Raw genomic sequence first — 21,318 nt, 5'->3', positions numbered from 1 at the left:
CACGCCGTATCCTGAAAAACGGCATCTCCGGGGATATCTTAAGTAGGAATTTTGGGTGAGGTGGGAATGGTTGAAGTGGACGTTATGGTCGCAAGTCATTACTGCAAATAGCGTTACACCCACAAACAATCTATGCTAGAAATTTCTGCGAGCTTCACCACCGCATGAATCGGTCCCTGCGGCTCGCTTCGCTCGCCTCCGGTGACCGCCCGTCCTCGGCAAGGAGCTCGGCGCTCCTAGACGTCGCGCATTGTTAAAAGCATCTGAATTAAGGGCGCTCACCGTCTCGCGCCCATCGCCAAGCATGCGCGACTTCTTCGTCGCGCGGCGATTGATTCATGCTCGGAGCGGTAAAAATTTTATGCCCCGAGCATGAATCGAACATGCAACCTTCGCCTTAGGACGGCGCCGCTCTATCCAATTGAGCTATCGGGGCATAAGAGTGATGAAGGCGGGCCATTATAACAGGGCCTCCTTCTAAAATCAGTATTGAATGAGGGAAAAAACGTCATAGCGGGAAAGTCGCTCACGGCCTTTGAGAAAGCCGAGCTCGACGAGAAAAAGGATTTTCTCGATGCGCGCGCCCATTTTTTCAGCCAGCTTCGCGGCGGCTTCGCCGGTCCCCCCTGTCGCGAGGAGATCGTCGACCAACGCGACCCGCATGCCGGGCTTGATCGCGTCCTGGTGCATTTCCAGAATGCCTTCGCCGTATTCCAGGGTGTACGACATCTGATGGGTGCGCCAGGGCAGCTTTCCTTTTTTCCGGACCGGCACGAATCCGGCGTTGATCTTGTAGGAAAGCGCAGGACTCAAAATAAAACCGCGGGACTCGATCCCCATGATCACGTCGATGTCCAGGCCCAACAGGGCCCCCGCAAGGGAATCGATCACGAAAGCGAAGGTGTCCGGACGCTGCAAAAGCGGCGTGATGTCTTTGAAGACGATGCCTTTTTGGGGAAAGTCAGGGACGTCGCGAATGGTTTCTTTGAGGACGCTCAGATCAACGGACGGACGGTCCATGGATCAGCTCAGGTAGTCTTCGAGGCGGTCTTGCTCGGTTACGAGGAAAGCGCGGATTTTTTTCAGGGCTGCGGCCTCGATCTGGCGGACGCGCTCGCGCGTGATGCCGAACACCTGCGCCACTTCTTCGAGGGTCTTCGGATCGTCGCTTTCCAGTCCGAAGCGCAGAACCAGGATGCGGCGCTCGCGTTCGTCCAGGCGCTGGAGCAGGTCCTTGATTCTCTCGCTCTTCAAAAGTTCGCCCATGCGCGCATCCGGGGAATGGGCCACGTCGTCTTCGATGAGGTCGATCAGCTCTGCGGTGCCGTCCAGGCTGACGGGCGCGTTCAAGGAACTCGGGCGGCCGGCGATATTCTCGATCTCTTTGATCTTCTGCACCGGCACCTGCATGATCTTCGCGATTTCCTTGCGCGTCGGAACGCGTGAAAGCTTCTGCATGAGGCCATCGCGCACGCGCCGCCACTTGGAAATGATATCGTACATGTAAACGGGAATGCGGATCGTCTTGCCCTGGTTGGACAAGGCACGCATGATGGCCTGCTTGATCCACCACGATGCGTAAGTCGAGAAACGGTAGCCGCGCGCCGGATTGAATTTTTCGACCGCGCGCATGAGGCCGATGTTGCCTTCTTCCACAAGGTCCGAGAACGAAAGCCCCATGTTGCTGTAACGCTTGGCAATGGAGATGACCAGACGCAGGTTCGAACGGATCATGTTCTCGCGCGCGGCGCTGGATTCGCTGCCGCTCGCCTGGATCTTTTCCGCGAGGGAGATTTCCTGTTCGGGCGTCAGCAGCGGGATGTTCTCGATCTGGGAAAGATAGATCTTCATGGCCGTGCGGTCGAGCGTTTGCTCGGAGGCATCTTCGGAGCGCGTTTCGCCCCCTTCTTCATCTCTGTCCCCGCGCCGGCGGCGGTCCATGGGGGCCTCGAGCGAGGCCTCGTTCTTCAAAAGGTCGCGTGTTTCCCTGGTCAGCGGCCCTTCGTGCTTTTCTTTTTTGTCGTGGGGTTTTTTCTCGGGTTTTTGGGCAACGGGGGCAGGCACTTTGAGCGGCTTGGGCGGTTTGACCGCGGCCGCGGGCCGGCCCTTTTTTCGGGGCTCTTTCACGGTTTTGCGGTGAGGAGCCCGGGCCAGCCTTTTTTTCTTTTTCTTTCCCTTCATAACACCAACATTGCGGTAAGACCCCGCCCCGGTTTTGGGCCGGGGCGGGAGGTTAGAAAAAACGGGAAGAAAAAACCCGCCTTACTTTTTCTTTTTCTGCTTGTCGCGGACCGCAGCCTGAGCAGCAGCCAGGCGGGCGATCGGAACGCGATACGGCGAGCAGCTGACATAATCCATGCCCACACGGTGGCAAAATTCCACCGAAGCGGGGTCGCCGCCATGTTCGCCGCAGATACCGACTTTCAGATCAGCCCTAGTTTTACGGCCTTTCTCGACTCCAAGTTGAACTAAATATCCAACGCCTTCCTGGTCGAGGCTCTGGAAGGGATCTTTTTCAAAGACGCCCTTCTCGAGGTAGGTGCCCAGGAACGAGCCGGAGTCGTCGCGCGAAAAGCCCAGGGACATCTGAGTGAGGTCGTTCGTCCCGAAGGAGAAGAACTGGGCGGTCGACGCGATTTTATCCGCAGTGACGGCGGCACGGGGAATTTCGATCATGGTGCCGATCATGTACGGGAGTTTCATCTTCTTTTCCGCGAAGACATTCTGCACGACTTCCTCGATGTCCTTCTTCTGGATATCGAATTCCTTCTGGAAGCCGACGAGCGGGATCATGATCTCGGGAAGCACCTTGACCCCCTGCTTCTTCACGTTGCAAGCCGCTTCCATGATGGCGCGCGCCTGCATCTTGCCGATTTCCGGATAGCTGATCGCGAGGCGGCAGCCGCGGTGGCCGAGCATGGGATTGAATTCATGCAGGGCGGCGACTTTGCGCTTCACGGTTTCCAGGGAAATGTTCATGACCTTCGCCATTTCCTTCTGGTTTTCGTCTTCGTGCGGGAGGAACTCATGGAGCGGCGGATCCAGGAGGCGGATCGTCACCGCAAGGCCGTCCATGGCCTTGAAGATGCCTTCGAAGTCCTGGCGCTGCATGGGAAGGAGCTTCGCGAGCGCCTTCTCACGGCCTTCGGTCGTGTCCGAGAGAATCATCTCACGGACCGCGATGATCCTGTCGCCTTCGAAGAACATGTGCTCGGTGCGGCAAAGGCCGATGCCCTGGGCGCCGAACTTGATGGCCACCTTCGCGTCAAGCGGTGTGTCCGCGTTCGTGCGCACTTTCAGACGGCGCGCCGAATCGGCCCACTTCATGAGCTTCGCGAAATCGCCGGAGAGCTCGGCTTCGACCGTGTCGAGCTTGCCGGTATAAACTTCGCCGAGGCTGCCGTCCAACGAAATCCAGTCGCCTTCCTTCACCGTAACGGAACCGACATGGAACTGCTTCGCTTTGTAATCGATCTGCATGTCACCGGCGCCGGCAACGCAGCACTTGCCCATCCCGCGCGCGACAACGGCCGCGTGGGACGTCATACCGCCGCGGGCCGTCAGAATGCCCTTGGAGGCGTGCATGCCGCCGATGTCTTCCGGCGAGGTTTCGATGCGGACGAGAATGACCTTGTCACCCTTTGCCGCCCAGGCTTCGGCGTCTTCCGCATTGAAGACGACACGGCCCGTGGCCGCGCCCGGGGAAGCCGGGAGGCCCTTCACGATTTTCTTGCGGGACTGCTTGGGATCGAACATCGGGTGCAGGAGCTGGTCGAGCACCTTCGGATCGACGCGCAGGATGGCCTGGTCTTCCGTGATATGGCCTTCCTTCACCATTTCCACCGCGGTGCGAACGGCAGCGGCGGCAGTCCTTTTACCGTTACGCGTCTGCAGGAGGAACAGCTTGCCTTCCTGAATCGTGAATTCGATGTCCTGCATATCCCGGTAATGATTTTCCAGCTTCGCGCGAACCGCCACGAGCTGCTTGTAAATGTTGGGCCACGTCTTGGCCATCTGGTCGAGAGGTTCCGGGGTGCGGATACCGGCCACGACGTCTTCGCCCTGCGCGTTCACGAGGAATTCGCCGTAGAACTTGTTCTCGCCCGTCGACGGGTTGCGCGTGAAGCACACGCCCGTGCCGGAAGTGTTTCCCATGTTGCCGAACACCATCGACTGGACGTTCACGCCCGTGCCGAGAAGCCCGAAGATTTCGTTGAGCTGGCGGTAACGCACCGCGCGCGGGTTGTTCCACGACTGGAACACGGCGTTGATCGACTTCTTCAGCTGATCGTACGGATCGACCGGGAAATCTTCGCCCGTCACCTTGCGGTAAACTTCCTGGTAATCCTTCACGACTTCCTTGAGGTCATTGGCCGTGAGGTCGGTGTCGTGCTTGACGCCGCGCTGGCTCTTGATTTCTTCGAGCACGTGCTCGAAGAGGTGATGTTCGACGCCCATGACGACGTTGCCGAACATCTGCATGAAGCGGCGGTAAGCGTCCCACGCGAAGCGTTCATTCTCGGTCTTGATGATGAGGCCCTGAACGACTTCAGGGTTGATGCCGAGGTTGAGGACCGTGTCCATCATGCCCGGCATGGAGGCCGCGGCGCCGGAGCGCACGGAAACGAGCAGCGGATTGTTGCGGTCGCCGAACTTCGCGCCCATCGTCTGCTCGAGCCGCGTGATGTTGGCCTTGATCTGCTCTTCGAGACCGGCGGGCCACTTCTTGTTGTTCTCGTAGTACATCGCGCAGCTTTCGGTCGTGATCGTGAAGCCGGCGGGAACGGGAATTCCGATGTTGGTCATCTCGGCCAGGTTCGCGCCCTTGCCGCCGAGAAGGTTCTTCATTTTCGCGTCGCCTTCGGCCTTTCCGTTGCCGAAGAAATACACGAATTTCGTCTTCTTACCGGAACTCTTCTTCCCTTTGCTTTTCGTCATGGTCTTCATTTCCTTAGTTTCTCCTTAGTTAGTTTGTACAAAAAAAGAACCTGCATAAGTTCGATTTGATCGTTCAGGGAGCTGAAACTCGGCCAGGAGGGCTTATGCCCGGGGACACTCGCTTCAGGGATTCGGGATTATAGCATATCAGTCCAGCCGGGACAGCATGGAAAGATCGGCCAGTTTCTTCGTGTAGAGGTGGTTGATGCGCTTCATCAAAGCCTGGCGGTTTTCGCGGATATTCGTATCTTCAACGTTCACCATGACTTGTTCAAAAAAGTCATGGATGGGCCCATAAAAAACCTTTCCGAAAAGGCGGGTGGCGTCCTCGAAATGCCGCTGGTCCAGGCGTTTATCGATCTCACCGGATTCCTTCTCCAGCAGCTCGAACAGCTTCTTCTCCAGGGGTTCCTTCAAAAGCTCCGGATTGATGCTCTTCTCCCCCGCGCCCTTCATGCCTTTCACGATGTTGCTCGTGCGTTCGACGACCTTGCCGGCCCTGATAAAATTCTCCGGCTCGCGCTCGAACAGCGCGCTTAGCTGCTGGAACCGTTCCAGAACATCCGCGAAATTGTCGTGACGCGACTGCCACACCGCGCTGAAAATTTCATGCGGCCGTGTCCCCGGCTTCAGCTGTAATTCGAAAATCACGCGTTCCTCGAAGAACTTCATGAGCTTGTCGGCGAGCTCCGCGGCCGGCACCGTCAGCGCATTGCCGTACAGCGCGGCGGCTTCGCGCATGAGGTCCGCCACCGAAAAGGAAATGTTCCATGCACGGATCGTCTTTACGACCGCGCCGCCCGCGCGGCGAAGAGCAAACGGGTCCTGGCTGCCGGTCGGCTGGAGGCCGGTACCGAACGCGCCGACGAGAAGATCGATACGGTCGATGATGCCGACAAGACCGCCGACGAGATCGCCTTCTTTGCCGAGCGCCGCGTAGTCCTGCGTCAGGCTTTTGGGAAGATAATGCGAAGCGATGGCCTTCGCAACGTCCTGAGATTCGCCGGACGCCAGCGCGTATTCGCGGCCCACGGTGCCCTGGAGGTCCGGGAATTCGTAAACAAGATGCGTCATGAGATCGACTTTGGAAAGCCGGGCCGCGCGGCGCACCGATTCGGTCAGCTCGGGCTTATGCGCGAGCGCCGCAATTTTTTCCGCGAGCTTCTCCATGCGTTCGGTTTTCTGGCGCATGTTACCCAGCTTGCCGAGATACGTCACCTGCTCGAGCTTCGGAAGCTTCGCTTCCAGCTTTTCTTTCGTGTCCGCGGTATAAAAATATTTCGCGTCCTTCAACCGGGATTCCAGGACATTCTCATAACCCGCGCGGATGCCCGTGACGTTGCTCTTGCGGCCGTTCAGCACCGCGACGAATTTTCCGGTGAGCGCGCCTTTGGAATCGTAACAGGCGAAAATCTTCTGGTTCTTTTTCATGCAGCTGGCCAGCACTTCTTTGGGAAGCTGGAGATAATCTTTCGAGAAACTGCCCTGCAGAAGCTCGGGTTCTTCCACGAGCTGCGCCGTCGTGTGCAAAAGCTCTTCGTCGAACGAAGCCTGTTGGAACTTGGTCTTCAGGCCTTTGGCGATGATGGCCTTGCGTTCCGCCAGATCCAGGGCGACATGCGCCTTTTTGAGCAGCTTCTTATAGATATCCCAATCGGCCGAGGGAATGCGGAAAGCCTTGGGCGCCAGGAAACGATGCCCATAGGATTGGTTCGATGCTTTGAGCCCGGCGAAGGTAAAGGCGAGCGGCTTTTTATCCAGGAGTGTGACAAGCCAGCGGGCCGGACGCGGAAAACGGAAGCCCGTGGGTTCCCAGCGCATGTTCTTCGGAAACGTAACCGAGCCGAAAAGCGCCTGCAGGAGTTCCGGCAGGACTTTGTCCGCGGCGCGGCCTTTATTTTCGCGCAGGAGCACCACGAATTTGCCGCGCGGCGTTTCTTTCACGGTGAGATCATTCACCGCCGCTCCTTTGCTTTTTAAAAATCCTTCGAGGGCCGGCGTGGGTTTCCCGTCCGCGGCATAGGCCTTCTCCAGCGAGGGCCCTGAGATTTCGACTTTCTCGTCCGCCTGGCGTACGGCGAGGCCGCTCACGAAAAGCGCGATGCGGCGCGGCGTGGCTTCGACCTTGAGGTCTTCATAGGAAAGGCGCGCCGTCTTCAGCGCTTCCGCGGCTTTCACCGGAAGCTCGGCATACACAACGTCCAGCACGCCGGACGGCAGTTCTTCAGTTCCGAGTTCTACGAGAAGGTTGGCCATGTTATTTCTTTTTCTTGGCGCTTTTGGCGGCCTTGGACTTGGCTTTTTTCACCATCGGAAATCCGAGCGCTTCGCGGCTTTCCAAAAATCCCTGGGCGCAGGCGCGTGCGATCGCGCGGACGCGGCCGATGTAGCGCGGGCGTTCGTTCACGCTCACGGCGCCTCGGGCATCGAGCATATTAAAATAATGCGAGGTCTTGAGGCAGGCGTCGTAGGCCGGCAGCACGAGCTTCTCCTCGATGAGGCGTTTGGCCTGCGCTTCGTAATCTTCGAAGTGGCGCTTCAGCATCTCGGGGTTCGACGCCTCGAAATTGAATTTGGAAAATTCGCGCTCGCCCTGGTGATGCACGTCGCCGTAGGTCACGCCTTCCACCCATTCGATGTCGAACATGGAATGTTTTTTCTGCAGGAACATGGCGATGCGTTCGAGGCCGTACGTGATTTCGGTGGAAATGACGTCGAGGTCGATCGAGCCGCATTGCTGGAAATACGTGAACTGCGTGATTTCCTGGCTGTTCAGCCACACTTCCCAGCCCAGGCCCCAGGCGCCGAGCGTCGGTGATTCCCAGTCGTCTTCCACAAAACGGATGTCGTTGGAAAGCGGGTCAATGCCCACGGCCTTCAGGCTTTCGAGATACAGCTCCTGAGAATTCTGCGGCGCGGGTTTCAGGATGACCTGATATTGATAGTAGTGCTGCGTGCGGTGAGGGTTCTCGCCGTAACGGCCGTCGGTCGGGCGGCGCGAAGGCTCGACGTAAGCGGCATTCCAGGGCTCGGGGCCGAGCGCCCTCAAAAAGGTATGCGGAGAAAACGTGCCGGCGCCCACTTCCAGGTCGTAGGGCTGGGCAATAAGGCAGCCTTTTTTGCCCCAGAATTCGTTCAGCTTTTGAATTAACTCTTGGAATGTCAGCGGTTTAGAAGGCATAGCGCGGAATTGTAGCAAAATCGCCCTCGGGAAACAAGGACGTTACTTCGCCGGGATCTCTGCCGCCGTGCGGGATCAGGAGGCGGTTCCCGCGGAAGGTGCGGCAGCGGAGTTTTGCGCCGCCTCAGCGGCCTGGGGTTTCAGATAAACTTTCAGATTCGCGCGTTCGTCGATGTGCTCGAGCCATTCGTCGCGCGCCGCAAACTTCTTTTTCATTTCAACGCGCTTGCGGTAATCTTCCTTCAGTTTGTCGTCGAGCTTGGACGGGTCGGCCTCGCGTTTTTGCAAAAGACGGAAAACACCCCACTTTTGCCCGAAAGGCAGCGGTTCCCCGACCGTTCCCAGCGGCAATGCGTGGAAAGCGTCGATCTGCTCCTGAGGCACGCCCCACAAATCGATGATGGCCTGCTCGGTGATGAGGGCAAAAGGCCGGATCGCGTCCGCATGATCTTTCTTATAGGCTTCCCATTCCTTTTCAGACTGGTGCGCTTCGTAAAAAGCCTGCGCCTCTTCCTTCTTATCGAAGAGGAGGTATTCCCCTCCGACGTGGTTTTCCACGTTCGAGAATTCTTTCCGGATCTCTTCGTCGCTGACTTGCACGGTCATGTCCGGAACGACTTCCCGCCGCAGCTTCTCGATCGTCGCCAGATAACGCATTTGGTTTTCAAAAAATTCGACGTTCGATTTCAACGTCGTTTCAACCCAGCTTTTATACGCGGCCGAATTTTCGGAAGGTTTTATTTTCAGGTCGAGCGCCTGGAAAACGCTGTCGATCCACTGCTTCATTTCATCGGCTGTGGGCGCGATGCCGCGCCGGGTTGCCTCATAATGAAGAATGAGGTTGTGCCAGATAAATTTTTCTTTCTGCTCCGGGGTCATTTCCTTCTCCCCGGGCCCCTGGAAAGTGCTGTGCACCTGCTTGGCAAAATAGTAATTTCCGGCGGGAACGGGGACCCCGAAAATTTCGCCGGCGATTTCCTTGTCGGCGTCCGGCGCGGCCGCGCTGCGCTGGCTTTCCGCAGCGCTTTTCCCCGCGCCTGTATCCGCGGGAGGTTTCCGGCGCGAACAGGCCGGGCCCAGGAAAACAAGGAGAGCAAGACAGACGGCTCCCGCCGCTTCAGGAAAGAGTTTTCGGCTCATGATTTTTCTTCCTCGGATGATTTTTCTACGGCAGGTTCGCTGCCGAGCATTTTTTGCCGCGCCGCATGTTTGCGTTTCTCTTCTTCGGACTCAAGTTGGGATACCCGCTTTTCAAGCGCGTCGATTCTCTCGTTCACCTTCGCAAACTTCATGGCCAGATATTCCTCGACCGGCACAGGTCCGACGGTGCTGCCTCTTTTTTCGACCGGCCAGTCTTCCGGCACGTTGAAGGTAAGGCCTTCCTGCGATTTGACCGTCACGTAATCGTGAGGGCTTTTTTCCTCCGCGGAGAGGGCCCGCGGCGAACACAGAAAAGCCGCCGCCACGGCCAGGACGCCAAGCGCGCGCGCCGTCATTTCAAGGCCTCGATCGAATCGTCGTTGAGGACCATTTTCCGTATCTGCATGGAGCCTTTCAGCATTTCCGAGTTCGCATCCGCGCGGGCGGCGGACGCTTTATCGATGACGAAAAGGGAATGGGACGATTCCGTCTGATAAACGAATTTCATCCAGTCCAAAAGCCCCGCCTCGAAACGCACTTCCAGACCGAACTCGGTAAAATATTGAGACGCATTCGTGGGAAGAGGCTTAATTTCCGGAAGACTGACATTGCTCTGGCGGCCGAGCTCTTCGATTTCCCTCAAGAACTCCGCCATTTCCAGCTCAGGAGAACGGCTCGGATGGATGAAATCTTTATAGGCCGCGACCTCCGCGCGCACGCTCGCCTGCCTCGAAAGCAGCATCTCCTGGCCTTGGGCCTGCATCGAGAGCTCCGAGAGGCTCTTGTCGAGTTTCCGGCCGTACTGACGCCATGGCGACCACACGAGCCTGTCCGCGGCCACGAGGCTCACCACAAGGGCTCCCGCCAGGATCATTATTTTCTCGCGCCGCGAGAGCTGGATATTCGAGAAATCAGGAATGAGACGCATGGTCCTCCGCGGCCTGGAAAAAAGGAGCGTTGATTTCGAATGCGGTGACGTCGCTTTGGTTTTCCGTTTTGCGTTTTGCCACGTGCTGGGGCTTGGCCTGCAAAAAAAGGCCGGACTTTTCGAGCTCGGTCACCATCTTGAAGACTTCGGGCATTTCCTGCGAGAAGCCCTTCAATTCGACGCCCTCGCCCTTGGTGTAGGTCAGCGCTTCCCACTGAACGGGCGCCGGTGTCGCCTTGCTCATGTCCAGAATGGATTGCAGCAGATTCCCGCGGTCGTTCATCCGCTTTTTGATTTCCTTGAGGATCATAAGCGAAGTTTCCACATCCTTAGCGTCTTTTTCGGTGGCTTTGACCTTGGCAAACAGTGCTTTTTCATGGCCCGTCTTTTCATGAAGCCCCTTGAGGAAGACGCCCCCGAGAATGACCGCCGCAAAAAGAAGCTGGCCCATGAGGATCGTCCCCGCCCGGATTCTTTGCTCGAACCGGCGCCGGATCCGCAAAGCCGGCGGCGTCAAATCGCCCTGCGGAACGCCGGACATGAAGCCCGCGAGCGCGGTGAAGGAACCGCTCGTCAAGGCCTGAGAAGATTCCTGCGAAAGTTCGGCGCCCGGAAAGGCCGGGACGACGCGGACCGGCAGCGGTGTTCCCGTCTTGTCGGCAAGAAAAACGCAGGATTCGGGGACCATGCCGGACAGAAGAACCTCCGAAATGGAAACCTCGCCTTCTTCTTCTTTCAGGAGGGCCACCGACCGCTCGAATTCCTGCGAAAGCTTGTCCTCGCAAGCGGGATCCTGCGCCCCAAAAGAAAGGCATCGGTGGAGGATCACTTTTTTTTTATGCAGGACCGTGAGTGTCGTGCAGTCATTGTCCACGTCCACGAGAATGATCCACGCGTCGGCGTCTTTTTTTCCTTTTTTGATTTCCCGGAGCCAGATGAGAAAGCCGTCGAGATCGCACGTGACATGCGTCAGCCGGCCCCCGAGCCGTTCGACAAGGCTCACGCCTTTTCTCGCGATGTCCGCATGGCAGGTGACCACGAAGACCTGGGAATAACCGTCGGGGCGCGAAGCCAGAAGCGAGAAATAACTCAAGGTCTCGTCCTTCGCCTCCGGACTGCTTTTCTCGACTTCCAGATCCACCATGGTCCGAAGCTCTTTCATGTCGGTGGAAGGCAGCTTGAGCTGCGCCGCGCGCACGAACGACGACGCGCAGGAAATTATGATGCGGGGCTCTTTGATGCCGTGAGCGGAAAGAAATTGCCGCAGCTGCGTGACGGCTTCTTCTTCCGAACCGTCGCTTGGCATAGGAATTTTGGCGAGCGCAATCCGCGGCTTTTCCGGGGTCCCGGCGGCCGCCAAGACCTTGACGGAAGTTCCGTGCATCGAAAGCACGACAAGCGGCGACCGGGAAGTCTTTAACGGACGGCGGAACCACGCGCCGAAGCGCGGCGAACCCGGAACCGCAGGCGCTTTTATCTTTGCGACCATGACACGATTTCCCCCGTCCGCTCGAGGACGCAATCGATAATCACGGGCGCGGCCTCGTGCTCGAGACGGCCTTCGCTCGTGAAGGAAAAGGTGGAAGAGCTGACACCGAGCAGATCTCCCTGAAGCAACTCGTTGAGGCGGTTCATGTCTTCCATGGGAATGTAGGTCCCCAATTCGCCGGAGATCGCGGACTTGGACGTGACGATGCCGTCGTCCTGAGTCCCTGCCTCGCCGTCTCCCCCGAGGCGGAAAAGACGCACGCCGTTCACGGCGGCTTCACTGAGGCCGAGCGAGAGAAGCACCTTGCTGCCCGCGGTGTTGACGTTGACGGTGCCGTCGCCGTAAACGGTGACATAGGGGCGGATGGAGGAAAAAATTTCAGGGGTCATGCCTTTGACAAGCAGGAGCTCTTCGATGCTTTGCAAATCTCCGTCCTTAGGTTCGTATGCGCCGCGCATGGAAAGATAGTCGTATTTCTCGGCGCCTCCCGGCAAAGTGGGTTCGGTGTCGTCATCGCGCCAGTCGGTAATCCTGTTCGCGAGAACGGCCGCGTCCTCTTCTTTGAGCCCGGCGGCCAGCACGAGCAAATTTTTAAGTATATCGGTCTTTGCCCGGTTCACATTTAACTTGCTTTCTTCATCCAGAATACCGTATTTGCGCTCGGTTTGTCCGGAATATTCGTTCAAGACTTCATGATAGACGCTGAAAACACCGCCTTGGAGAGGATGGTCGCGGAAAAGCGATTCATTATCGCTCCAGCCGTCGGCGCTTCCGTCATATTTAGGGGACTTGTCGTTTTCGAGCTGATAAAGGACGTACGGAAGCCCGGCGCGTGCAGCCCCGTACGATTCGAGGCTGTAACGAAGCGTCTCCGTGGCGTTGATGGAAAAAAGCGAGACCGCGCCGAAGCCTATGGCCATAAGGCCGAGGAGCGCCGTCACCCATACGGTGAGAATGAGAACGCTACCCGATTGGTCCCGTAGGAATCGCGATCTCGACGCCTTTTTTTCTTTTTTCGAGCGTGCAGGAATCATGGTAAACAACCTCAACCGCTACCGACAGCGGAGGTTCTTGATCGCGCCAGGTGCCCGACCAGCCGAACGACTTCTGTTCCGCGTCATAGTGGTAATACTTCAGACTGACCTTGTCGACATTCTCCGCCAGGACGACGCATTGATCTTCGGGCCGGGTCTGCCGCAGGGTGCGGTACGGCGTGGAAGATTTGCACAACAGCCCTTTCCGCTTGTCGAAAAAATAGGCCAGACGGCCGGGCTCCCGGAGTTCACTTTCTTCTTCCGTTTCGGCTCGCACGAGCGCCGGGAACGTGACACGCTCATATTGCCCGTCAAACGGCACCGGCACAAAAGCATGATAAGACTGCAAGTCGCGCTTCATTTCCTGAAATCCGATGAGCAGCATCTGTTCCTGCGAGCCGCCGCATTCGAGGCGCTGCCAGATGCGCGAGCCGCCCATGAGCACGCTGCCCACGGCCATGAGGGCCAAGGTCATCAGCGACATGGCGATCAGAAGCTCGAAGAGCGTGAAGCCCGCGTCGCCGCGGCGGACATCATTCCGCGGGCGGGCGGTACCATGACAGCGTCTGAAACGACATGCTGTTTTTTTCTTCTCCCTGGTTCCAAGAAACATGCAATTCCCTTTTCAGAATAAGCGGGGTTTGAAGCGCTTCGCCGTTTTCGTCCTGGGTTTCCCCGGCTTCGACCGAGTTCTGGACGTCCCACTCGAACGCATCCTTGCCGTCCTGGAAGCGGCCTTTTTGCTTTTCATCGATTTTTTGGGGGGGCAAGACGCGCATTTCGAGGGCCGCGAATTTCGAGAGTGCGAAGAACTGGGCTTTGCTCCGGCACTCCTGCACCCTCTGGACTTCGGCGGCCTTGACAAGGGCTCCGAGCACGAAAACCGTGGCCGTGGAAAGAATGACGAGGCTGACCAGAACTTCGATGAGCGTCATCCCCCGGCAGTTCAGCCATCCTTTTTTCCGGCCCGCCCGGGGCATCACGTTTTCGACGCCTCGGCCTGACGCCAGTTTGCGATGTCATCATCGCTCGCGACCCCGTCCGGCCCTAGCGAAGCCAGGTCAAAATCCCGCGGGGGATGCGTGCTGGGATATTTATAATCGTAAGGTTTGCCCCAGGGGTCCATCGGCAGCTCTTCAAGATAAGGGCCTTTCCAATTCGCCGGCACCGGAGAAGAGGAGGGCTTTTCCAGCAGCGCATGGAGCCCCTGCTCGGTGCTCGGATACCGGCCGTTGTCGACTTCATACAGCCGGAGGGCGAGCGCAATATTTCCCTTAATGTCCGCCTCGGCCGCCGTTTGCCTTGCCGCCTCGGTCCGTCCCGCCAGCCTGGGCACGGCAAGGGCCGCGAGAGCTCCGATGATGATGATCACGATCATGAGTTCGATGAGCGTAAAACCTCTTTGGCTTTCAAAAAATGCGGCCGTTTTTTTTCGCGGTTCCATAATATTCCTTTCTGCTTACCTTCGACTTTACCCTGGTTCTTTTCTGTCTCCATCACCGGATCGAGCTGCTGATTTCGAAGATCGGAAGCATCGTGGCCATGACGATGAATCCGACGACCGCTCCCACCGCGAGAATCATGACCGGTTCCAGAAGCGACGCCAGCACCTGCATGCGGCTTACCGCCTCCCTTTCCAAAAAATTCGCGGCCTCCAGCAATCCTTCCGGCATCCGCCCGCCCTCTTCCCCGACCTTCAGGGTCTGGAGCAGATACGGCGAAGCCAGAGGGAGTTTTTTCATCCCTTCCGTCAGCAGATGCCCTTCCCTGACCATTTTCGGCAGCGTCTCCAGCTGGCTGCGGATCCAGCGATTCCCCACCACCGCGATGCTGGCCTCCAGCGCCTGGATGATCAGGACGCCGTGGTCCATGAGCAGTCCCAGTGAACGGCAGAATCTCACCATTTCCGTATAGAGAGCCACTCGGCCCGCCACCGGCACGCGCAGCAAGAGTTTGTCGAAGAGCTCGCCGGCCTGCGAGGACAGGCCCTTCCAGACGATGATCCCGAGGATGGCAAGTGCCGCGGCTCCGGCCCAGAAAAAGGGATGCGTCAAAATATGCGTCAGCGCTATGAGCGCCCTCGTGGGCCAGGGCAATTCGACGTGCAGCCGTTTCAGCATGACGAGGATGCGCGGCATCACAAAAACAAGAAGGACGACCACCGTGACGGCGCCCATCACGCCGACAAACGCGGGGTAAACGACAGCGCTCTGCAGCTTCGAACGCAGCGCGGCTTCGCGGTCCATTTTCTCGGCCAGCTTGTCCAGGATCTCTTCTATGGCGCCGCCCAGCTCTCCGGCATTGATGAGGTTCACGTAATCGGCCGGAAAGGTTTCCGGGAAACAGCGCAAGGCTTCGGACAGCGTCGCGCCGTTGCGCTCCATGTTATCGAGCACGGCGTTGAGGATCGCTTTCAGGCGCGGGCTTTCCGCCTGCTCTTCCAGGACGCGGAGCGCTCTCAAGACCGGCGTCTGCGACCGGATGAGACTCGCAAATTGACGCGTAAAGGACTGGAGATGATGGAAAGAAACCGCGCGGCCGCTGATCTTGCCCGCGGCGGGCGCCGCAGATTGAATCTGGATGACCTTCAGCGGCGTGTATCCCATCTTGGAAAGATACTGCAGCACAGCCTCTCTGCTTTCCATTTCCAAGACATCTTCAACGGTCTGCGTCGGGTTCACTTTGGCGAGGAATCGAAACTGAGGCATCAGATCTCCATGGTTTCGTTGCTTGTGATCCGAAGCACCTCTTCGGGCGAGGTCAGCCCTTCCTTGACTTTCGCCCAGCCTTCGGTCTGAAGACTCGTCATGCCTTGATCGACGGCAAGCTGGCGGATCTCGTCGACCGAGGCTTTCTGAAGCACGAGTTTTTTGATCTCGGCCGTGACAGGAAGGACTTCGTAAATCGCCATGCGTCCGTTATAGCCGGTCCGGTGGCAGGCATTGCAGCCCTCCCCGTGGAAAGAGCGCGGGACAACGCCGGGGACTTCCTGTCTGCATTTGTCACAGATTTTCCGGATCAGGCGCTGCGCCACGAGGCAGCTCACCGAAGACGCAAGCAGGTAAGGCGGAATGCCCATGTCCGTCAGGCGCGCGAAACCCGAGGCGGCGTCGTTGGTGTGCAGCGTGGAGAGCACCAGGTGGCCGGTCAAGGCAATGCGGATGGCCAGTTCCGCGGTCTCGACGTCGCGGACTTCGCCGACCATCATGACGTCCGGGTCATGGCGCAGCATGCTTCGGAGCCCCTGCGCAAACCCCATGCCGACCTGGGGATTCACGGGAACCTGCATGATGCCCGGAAGCTCGTATTCGACCGGGTCCTCGATCGTGATGATTTTCCTCTCTTCGGTGTTGATCTGCTTGAGCGCCGAGTACAGAGTCGTGGTTTTGCCGCTCCCGGTCGGCCCCGTGACGAACATCAGCCCGTAAGGCTTGGCCAGCATTTTTTGCATGATCTCGAGGTTACGCCTCTCGAGGCCGAGTTCGGAAAGGTTATAGAGCATGGCGTTGGGCAGAATGCGGATGACGACGCCCTCCCCCGCGGAGCTGGGCAGGACAGACACTCTGAGGTCCAGCTTCTGGCTGCCCACGGTGACGCTGCCGCGGCCGTCCTGGGGCGCGCGTTTTTCCACGAGGTTGAGCCCGGAAAGCACCTTGATGCGCGAAATGATCGCGGGAAAAAAACGGCGCATCGTGTCGGGAAGATCGGCGGTTTCGAGCACACCGTCCACGCGGTACCGGAGCCGGATCTTGTCCCGGAACGGCTCGAGATGAATGTCCGTCGCCCTCCGCTGGTAGGCTTCCAGCAGAAACTGATTCACCAGCTTCACGACGGACGCTTCTTCGCTTTTCTGAATGTCCTGAACCGCGGGCTCGGCCGAGGCCTGGGCCTGGGGCTGTCCTTCCCGGAGCAGAATTCTGTCCACGGTTTCCGCGCCGAGACCATAAAAACGGGAAATGGCCTTGTCGATTTCATGCCCGGTAGCAAGGACGGCGTTCAACACGTACTTTTGCCGGAGCGCAAGGCTGACATGGTCGAGAAGCAGGATGTCCTGCGGCGCGGCAATCGCGATCGTCAACTGCGTGCCTTTGAGCTCGAGCGGCATGACCTTGTAATGCAGCGCCACCTTCAGGGGAAAGACTTCCTTGAGCTTCGGGTCGACAGCCGTTTCCGCAAGACGGACCAGCTGCATTTTGAACTGCTCGGCCAGGGATTCCATGAGCTGCTCTTCGGTGACCCATCCGTTTTCCACGAAAATCTCGCCGAGGAATCGGTCTTTCTTCGCCTGGGCGTCGAGCGCCTGCTTCAGCTGGTCTTCGGTGATCAGCCCTTTTTCCACCAGGTGCTGGCCGATCTTCATTCTGCTTTTCATGATCTTTGGCCCTTTAAGCTGTCATGCGCGGCGTTTCTCATCTCATTTTGCTCCGGCAATCCGCCGGGTGTATTCGTCGATGATTTTCTCGATTTGCGATGGCACGGCGAGCACCAGCTTCACGGCGCGGCCCCGGGCGTGCGTCTGGATTTCGCTCATGACCCAGGCATTCAGAGGATCGGAAATCGCGAGCGTTACGGAAACCGTGTCCTGGCGGATCGGGAAGCAATGGTGCTCGGTAAATACGGCGGAAGGATACTGCCCCGCGACCTCCCACTGGACATCTCCCGGCCTGATCTGGATATACGGAATCCCGAATTGTTCCGACAGGGCCTGGATGACCTGCTCTTCGGTGGCCCAGCCGTGAGCCATAAGGCATTTGCCGAGGAACTCTCCGGACTGCTTCTGTTCGTCGAGCGCGATCTTGAGCTGCGTTTCATTGATGATGCGTTTTTCGATCAGGATTTCCCCCAATTTTTTTCCGCGCGGGTTCACGTCAAGGCTCCTATCATGTAGAAAGTCTCTTCGGGTTGCCGGTCCAGGCGGCCTGACAAAATCCGTTCGCAGCCGGCCAGGGTTTGATCAAGTGTCACATACACGCCTTTTGTGCCGGAAAAGACTTCGGCCACGATGAAAGGCTGGGTGAGAAAATTCTGGATCTTCCGGGCGCGCTCGTAAAGCGTCCGGTCGGCCTTGGAAAGTTCATCCACGCCGACGACGGAAACGATACGCCGCAATTCTTCGTAACGGCTGAGCGTTTTCAGCACCTCCATCGCGGTTTTATAATGACGGCTGCCCACGATTTCAGGCGCCATGTTGGAGGACGAGGACTGAAGCGGATCGATGCAGGGATAAAGGCCCATTTGCACGCGTTCGCGCGAAAGCACGATGATCGAATCCAGGTAGGTGAAGATCGTGACCACCGCCAGGTCGGTCAAGTCGTCGGCGGGCACGTACACGGCCTCGATCGAGGTCACCGATCCCGCACCTTCCATGGCCCGGATCCTTTCGTGAAATTCGGCCACTTCGGAAGCCAGCGTGGGCTGGTATCCGGTTTCCGACGGGGCGCGGCCCAGAAGCGTGGAAATCTCCGCGCCCGCCTGCACGAAACGGAAGATGTTATCGACGAAAAACAACACGTCGCGGTTTTGTTTCTGGATGGATTCTGCCAGCGTGATGCCGGTGGAGGCCGCGCCGAAACGCGCGCCGGGCGGCTCGTTCATCTGCCCGTATACCAGCATGCCGCGGGACAGCAGGTTGTGCGTTTTCATTTCATGATACAGTTCATTGCCCTCGCGAACGCGCTCTCCCACGCCGGTAAAGACGAAAGCGCCGTGATGGCGCTCGGCGATGTGCTGGATGAGTTCGAGGATCAGCACGCTTTTGCCCAGGCCGGCGCCGCCCAGAATCCCCGTCTTACTGCCTTTCACCATGGGAAAAAGCAGATCGATGATCTTGATGCCGGTCTCGAGGAGCTCCGCCTTCTGGACGTTGATCTCTTTTTTGTCCAGCCTGTTTCCTCCGAGGTGGACCCGGATCGCTTTGGTCTCGGACGTCTCGATGCGCCCGCGCTTGTCGATCGGCTCGCCGAGAACATTCATGATCCGCCCGAAACATTCCGCGCCCACCGGGACTTCGATCGAAGGCCCGGCGCGGCGGACGGGAGCCGACCGCTGAAGGTTGAGGGTGGACGACATGGCGATGCAGCGGACAATGTTTCCCTTGCTGTGCTCGGCGACTTCGAGTACGACCCTGCGTCCGTCTTTGGTGTCTGTTTCGAGGATTTCGAAAATCGCGGGCAGCGCCTGGCCGGCGTCGAATTTCACTTCGACGACCGGGCCTTCAACGCCCGCCACCCAGCCGTTCAATTTTTTCCCGGATTTTGAATCATCCATCGCTGCGCTCAGGGTAAGGGCCCGCCGCCGCTTTCTTCCTCGGCCGCGAGCATCTGGTTGACTTCCGAAAGAAGGAGCTGCGAGGCGAACACTTCGCGCATGCTGCGGTCGATCATGGCATGCCGCGTCTTGAAATACTGGTGTTTGAGATGTTTTCCCTGCAACGTCAGCTCCTGGATGCTTCCTTCCAGGTGCATGACGCGCGCGGCCAATTCGGACACGCGGCTCATCGCGAAGACGGAATCCAGCCGGTTTTCGACCCAGAAGGTCATGACGTAGGCCAGCATGTCTTTGGGCTCGGATTCCCAGATCACGTCCTGCGCCGCGGCCGTGTTTTTTTCCGTGGCCAGCCAGGTGCTGCACGGCAGCACGGTCTCGACGGTGACTTCCTGCAGCGCGAGCGAAATCGGCTTTGGAAAGACCACGATGAGCCGGCCGCATTCCCCGCTCAGAATTTTTCCCAGGAGGAACTCACAGACCTCCGTCGCAAGTTTTGACTGGGTCTTTTCCTTGATGCCCGGAAACAGCTTGGTCTCCCGGCGCTGGTCGCCGATAAGGCCCATGCCTTTTTCCCCGATCACGGCAAGGTATCCCTCCGCGCCCGCTTCCGCGATGCCCGCATTGACGATCTGCGCGTTCAGGCTTCCCATGAAACCGGAATCGGTCGTGACCATCAGCACCACCGGCCTCTGGGTCGCGGGACGCACGTAAGGGTGATCGATGTTTTCCAGCGGGATGCCCGACAGGATATCGCCGGCGAGTGCCGGAAAGCGGTCGAAGACCGTGAGCTGGCGCTGGAGCGCGTAAAAGCGGTTTAGCGCAATACCCTTCAGCGCGTTCAGGATGCTTTTCAGCTCGACATTGAATTCCACTTCACGCTTGAGCTTGACAAGCGGGATCATGCCGCGCCTCCGGGTGAAAAAAACCGCTTAAACGCCTCATCCACGTTCTGCTTCAGCGCGTCGTCCCATTTTTTCTTGGCCCCGATCTCCTCGAGAATGCCCGGATAATGCTGGCGCATCCACGCAAACACGTTGTCCCGGAAACGGAGCCAGTCCTGCGGCTTTTGCTCGAGAATGCCCGAACGCAGCCCATAGAGAAAGAGGAGCTGCTCGGCAAGCGGCGACGGCTTGGTGTTCGGCTGCACGAAAAGCTGGTTCATGAGTTCGCCGCGCCGCAGCCTTTGTTCGGCGGAGTCGGAAAGATCCGCCTTCATCGTGGTCATCCGCTGCAATTCCTGGAACTGAAGGTACTCCAGCCTGAGTTTCCCGCTCATCTCCCGGAGCGCTTCGGTCTGCGCGCGGTTGCCGATACGGGAAACCGAGAGTCCGAAGTCGATGGCCGGCCGGAAGCCTTTTTGAAAAAGGTTCGTGTTCAGATAAATTTGGCCGTCGGTGATCGAAATCAGGTTCGTCTGGATATAGCCGGTGATGTCGCCCTGGATCGTCGCCACGACCGGAAAGAAACTGATCGTGCCGCCGCCCAGGTCACTCACGAATTTCCCCGCCCGTTCGAGGAGCTGCGAATGGATGTAGAAGATGTCGCCCGGATACGCCTCGCGGCCGGGAGAACGCTGCAAGAGCAGCGAAAGCTGGCGGTAGGCCCAGGCGTGCTTTCCCAGGTCGTCGAAGGCCACGAAGACATCGCGGCCCTTGGACGCGAAATATTCCGCGAGCGCGCAGGCCGAATACGGGGCGAGGTACTGTTCGCCCAAAGGCACGGAAGCGATGCCCGCATAGACGACCGTATAATCCATGGCGCCTTTTTCCCGCAGAAGCCGCAGCACCTTGAGGAACGACGACCGGCTTTGTCCGATCGCGCAGTAAATGCAGATCACGTTTTTGCCCTTCTGGTTCAGGATCGTATCCGTGATGATCGAGGTCTTTCCCGTCATCTGGTCGCCGATGATGAGCTGCCGCTGTCCCTTGGCAAGAGGAAACGCGGCGTCGATGATACGCAGCCCCGTCTCGAGCGGGTCGGAAAGCGGCTTGCGGTCCATGACGCCGGGCGCGTCCTTGAAGATGGGAAAAGAATTGTCGGCCTGAGGCGCCTCGCGTTCGTCAAACGGCTTTCCGAGGCTCGTTATGATTCTCCCCAAAAATGCGTCACCCACGGGCGTGTGAAAGGGCTCTCCCCTGGAATACACCTGGTCGCCCGCGTGCAGTTCGGATTTATTGCCGAATCCCAGGATCTTCACCTTGCTTTCGCTGAAGCCCATGACCATGCCGACGTCGCCGTTCTCGAATTCGACCTTCTGGCCGTTCAGGCAGGAAGGCAGGCCTTCGGCCTCGACGATGAATTCCTTGACGGTCGTGACGCGACCTACTTCTCTCACGTCAAA

At 58.3% G+C, this 21,318-nt stretch carries 19 protein-coding genes and 1 tRNA gene; all 20 read right to left on the bottom strand.

The genetic code is table 11. From position 1 onward, the window contains the following. Positions 1-362 precede the first annotated feature (362 nt). A tRNA-Arg gene (locus VL688_06350) sits at positions 363-436 on the bottom strand. Positions 437-483: 47 nt separating this feature from the next. Beyond that, positions 484-1,020: an adenine phosphoribosyltransferase gene (locus tag VL688_06345; protein ID HTL47669.1), complete on the bottom strand. Its 537-nt coding sequence runs from the start codon at positions 1,018-1,020 to the stop codon at positions 484-486. Between the two features lie 3 nt (positions 1,021-1,023). Next, positions 1,024-2,181: an RNA polymerase sigma factor RpoD/SigA gene (locus VL688_06340; GenBank protein ID HTL47668.1), complete on the bottom strand. Its 1,158-nt coding sequence runs from the start codon at positions 2,179-2,181 to the stop codon at positions 1,024-1,026. An 81-nt stretch (positions 2,182-2,262) separates the two neighbouring features. Next, positions 2,263-4,947, bottom strand: coding sequence for a pyruvate, phosphate dikinase (gene ppdK / locus VL688_06335; protein ID HTL47667.1), 2,685 nt, complete (start codon positions 4,945-4,947; stop codon positions 2,263-2,265). Positions 4,948-5,085: 138 nt separating this feature from the next. Next, entirely contained in the window at positions 5,086-7,194 is a 2,109-nt protein-coding gene (glyS, locus tag VL688_06330; protein ID HTL47666.1) for a glycine--tRNA ligase subunit beta, read from the bottom strand. 1 nt (position 7,195) lies between these two features. Further along, entirely contained in the window at positions 7,196-8,104 is a 909-nt protein-coding gene (locus VL688_06325) for a glycine--tRNA ligase subunit alpha (protein ID HTL47665.1), read from the bottom strand. A gap of 90 nt (positions 8,105-8,194) precedes the next feature. Beyond that, on the bottom strand, positions 8,195-9,259 hold the full coding sequence (locus tag VL688_06320) for a hypothetical protein (GenBank protein HTL47664.1): 1,065 nt from the start codon (positions 9,257-9,259) through the stop codon (positions 8,195-8,197). Continuing rightward, positions 9,256-9,615 (bottom strand): hypothetical protein, encoded by a 360-nt coding sequence (locus VL688_06315; GenBank protein HTL47663.1) that lies wholly within the window; start codon positions 9,613-9,615, stop codon positions 9,256-9,258. The genes VL688_06320 and VL688_06315 overlap by 4 nt, the downstream gene beginning before the upstream one ends. After that, complete coding sequence (locus VL688_06310) at positions 9,612-10,187, bottom strand: hypothetical protein (GenBank protein HTL47662.1); 576 nt, start codon at positions 10,185-10,187, stop codon at positions 9,612-9,614. Before VL688_06310 ends, VL688_06315 begins: the two co-directional genes overlap by 4 nt. Continuing rightward, entirely contained in the window at positions 10,171-11,676 is a 1,506-nt protein-coding gene (locus VL688_06305; protein HTL47661.1) for a PilN domain-containing protein, read from the bottom strand. Before VL688_06305 ends, VL688_06310 begins: the two co-directional genes overlap by 17 nt. Then, positions 11,661-12,596, bottom strand: coding sequence for a hypothetical protein (locus VL688_06300; protein ID HTL47660.1), 936 nt, complete (start codon positions 12,594-12,596; stop codon positions 11,661-11,663). Before VL688_06300 ends, VL688_06305 begins: the two co-directional genes overlap by 16 nt. A gap of 43 nt (positions 12,597-12,639) precedes the next feature. Beyond that, positions 12,640-13,323, bottom strand: coding sequence for a prepilin-type N-terminal cleavage/methylation domain-containing protein (locus tag VL688_06295; GenBank protein HTL47659.1), 684 nt, complete (start codon positions 13,321-13,323; stop codon positions 12,640-12,642). Then, the gene (locus VL688_06290; GenBank protein HTL47658.1) at positions 13,244-13,690 is read right to left on the bottom strand and encodes a type II secretion system protein; all 447 of its coding nucleotides are present in this window, start codon (positions 13,688-13,690) and stop codon (positions 13,244-13,246) included. Before VL688_06290 ends, VL688_06295 begins: the two co-directional genes overlap by 80 nt. Continuing rightward, a complete protein-coding gene (gspG, locus tag VL688_06285) occupies positions 13,690-14,154 on the bottom strand; it encodes a type II secretion system major pseudopilin GspG (GenBank protein ID HTL47657.1) in 465 nt (154 codons plus the stop codon). Before gspG ends, VL688_06290 begins: the two co-directional genes overlap by 1 nt. 52 nt (positions 14,155-14,206) lie before the next feature. After that, positions 14,207-15,418 carry a type II secretion system F family protein gene (locus tag VL688_06280; protein HTL47656.1) on the bottom strand — a complete coding sequence of 404 codons (1,212 nt, stop codon included), beginning with the start codon at positions 15,416-15,418 and terminating at the stop codon, positions 14,207-14,209. Further along, complete coding sequence (locus tag VL688_06275; protein HTL47655.1) at positions 15,418-17,082, bottom strand: ATPase, T2SS/T4P/T4SS family; 1,665 nt, start codon at positions 17,080-17,082, stop codon at positions 15,418-15,420. The genes VL688_06280 and VL688_06275 overlap by 1 nt, the downstream gene beginning before the upstream one ends. Before the next feature lie 42 nt (positions 17,083-17,124). After that, positions 17,125-17,577, bottom strand: a complete 453-nt coding sequence (locus tag VL688_06270) for a hypothetical protein (GenBank protein HTL47654.1) — start codon at positions 17,575-17,577, stop codon at positions 17,125-17,127. Continuing rightward, complete coding sequence (atpD, locus tag VL688_06265; GenBank protein ID HTL47653.1) at positions 17,574-18,977, bottom strand: F0F1 ATP synthase subunit beta; 1,404 nt, start codon at positions 18,975-18,977, stop codon at positions 17,574-17,576. Before atpD ends, VL688_06270 begins: the two co-directional genes overlap by 4 nt. A gap of 8 nt (positions 18,978-18,985) precedes the next feature. Beyond that, positions 18,986-19,879, bottom strand: a complete 894-nt coding sequence (locus VL688_06260) for a FoF1 ATP synthase subunit gamma (protein HTL47652.1) — start codon at positions 19,877-19,879, stop codon at positions 18,986-18,988. After that, positions 19,876-21,312: a F0F1 ATP synthase subunit alpha gene (gene atpA, locus VL688_06255; GenBank protein ID HTL47651.1), complete on the bottom strand. Its 1,437-nt coding sequence runs from the start codon at positions 21,310-21,312 to the stop codon at positions 19,876-19,878. Before atpA ends, VL688_06260 begins: the two co-directional genes overlap by 4 nt. Between the last annotated feature and the right edge of the window lie 6 nt (positions 21,313-21,318).

This window comes from Verrucomicrobiia bacterium (genome assembly GCA_035495615.1).
Taxonomy (GTDB): Bacteria; Omnitrophota; Omnitrophia; order Omnitrophales; family Aquincolibacteriaceae; genus DATJFP01.
The sequence above is the reverse complement of the archived record's forward strand: the minus strand, read 5'-3'. Positions and strand labels throughout refer to the sequence as shown.

What these genes read in the sequence shown, in the direction of transcription:
- VL688_06345 (HTL47669.1), bottom strand. Translation starts at nt 1,020, where the DNA reads ATGGACCGTCCGTCCGTTGATCTGAGCGTCCTCAAAGAAACCATTCGC.
- VL688_06340 (HTL47668.1), bottom strand. Translation starts at nt 2,181, where the DNA reads ATGAAGGGAAAGAAAAAGAAAAAAAGGCTGGCCCGGGCTCCTCACCGC.
- ppdK (HTL47667.1), bottom strand. Translation starts at nt 4,947, where the DNA reads ATGAAGACCATGACGAAAAGCAAAGGGAAGAAGAGTTCCGGTAAGAAG.
- glyS (HTL47666.1), bottom strand. Translation starts at nt 7,194, where the DNA reads ATGGCCAACCTTCTCGTAGAACTCGGAACTGAAGAACTGCCGTCCGGC.
- VL688_06320 (HTL47664.1), bottom strand. Translation starts at nt 9,259, where the DNA reads ATGAGCCGAAAACTCTTTCCTGAAGCGGCGGGAGCCGTCTGTCTTGCT.
- VL688_06315 (HTL47663.1), bottom strand. Translation starts at nt 9,615, where the DNA reads ATGACGGCGCGCGCGCTTGGCGTCCTGGCCGTGGCGGCGGCTTTTCTG.
- VL688_06310 (HTL47662.1), bottom strand. Translation starts at nt 10,187, where the DNA reads ATGCGTCTCATTCCTGATTTCTCGAATATCCAGCTCTCGCGGCGCGAG.
- VL688_06305 (HTL47661.1), bottom strand. Translation starts at nt 11,676, where the DNA reads ATGGTCGCAAAGATAAAAGCGCCTGCGGTTCCGGGTTCGCCGCGCTTC.
- VL688_06300 (HTL47660.1), bottom strand. Translation starts at nt 12,596, where the DNA reads ATGGCCATAGGCTTCGGCGCGGTCTCGCTTTTTTCCATCAACGCCACG.
- VL688_06295 (HTL47659.1), bottom strand. Translation starts at nt 13,323, where the DNA reads ATGTTTCTTGGAACCAGGGAGAAGAAAAAAACAGCATGTCGTTTCAGA.
- VL688_06290 (HTL47658.1), bottom strand. Translation starts at nt 13,690, where the DNA reads ATGCCCCGGGCGGGCCGGAAAAAAGGATGGCTGAACTGCCGGGGGATG.
- gspG (HTL47657.1), bottom strand. Translation starts at nt 14,154, where the DNA reads ATGGAACCGCGAAAAAAAACGGCCGCATTTTTTGAAAGCCAAAGAGGT.
- VL688_06280 (HTL47656.1), bottom strand. Translation starts at nt 15,418, where the DNA reads ATGCCTCAGTTTCGATTCCTCGCCAAAGTGAACCCGACGCAGACCGTT.
- VL688_06275 (HTL47655.1), bottom strand. Translation starts at nt 17,082, where the DNA reads ATGAAAAGCAGAATGAAGATCGGCCAGCACCTGGTGGAAAAAGGGCTG.
- atpD (HTL47653.1), bottom strand. Translation starts at nt 18,977, where the DNA reads ATGGATGATTCAAAATCCGGGAAAAAATTGAACGGCTGGGTGGCGGGC.
- VL688_06260 (HTL47652.1), bottom strand. Translation starts at nt 19,879, where the DNA reads ATGATCCCGCTTGTCAAGCTCAAGCGTGAAGTGGAATTCAATGTCGAG.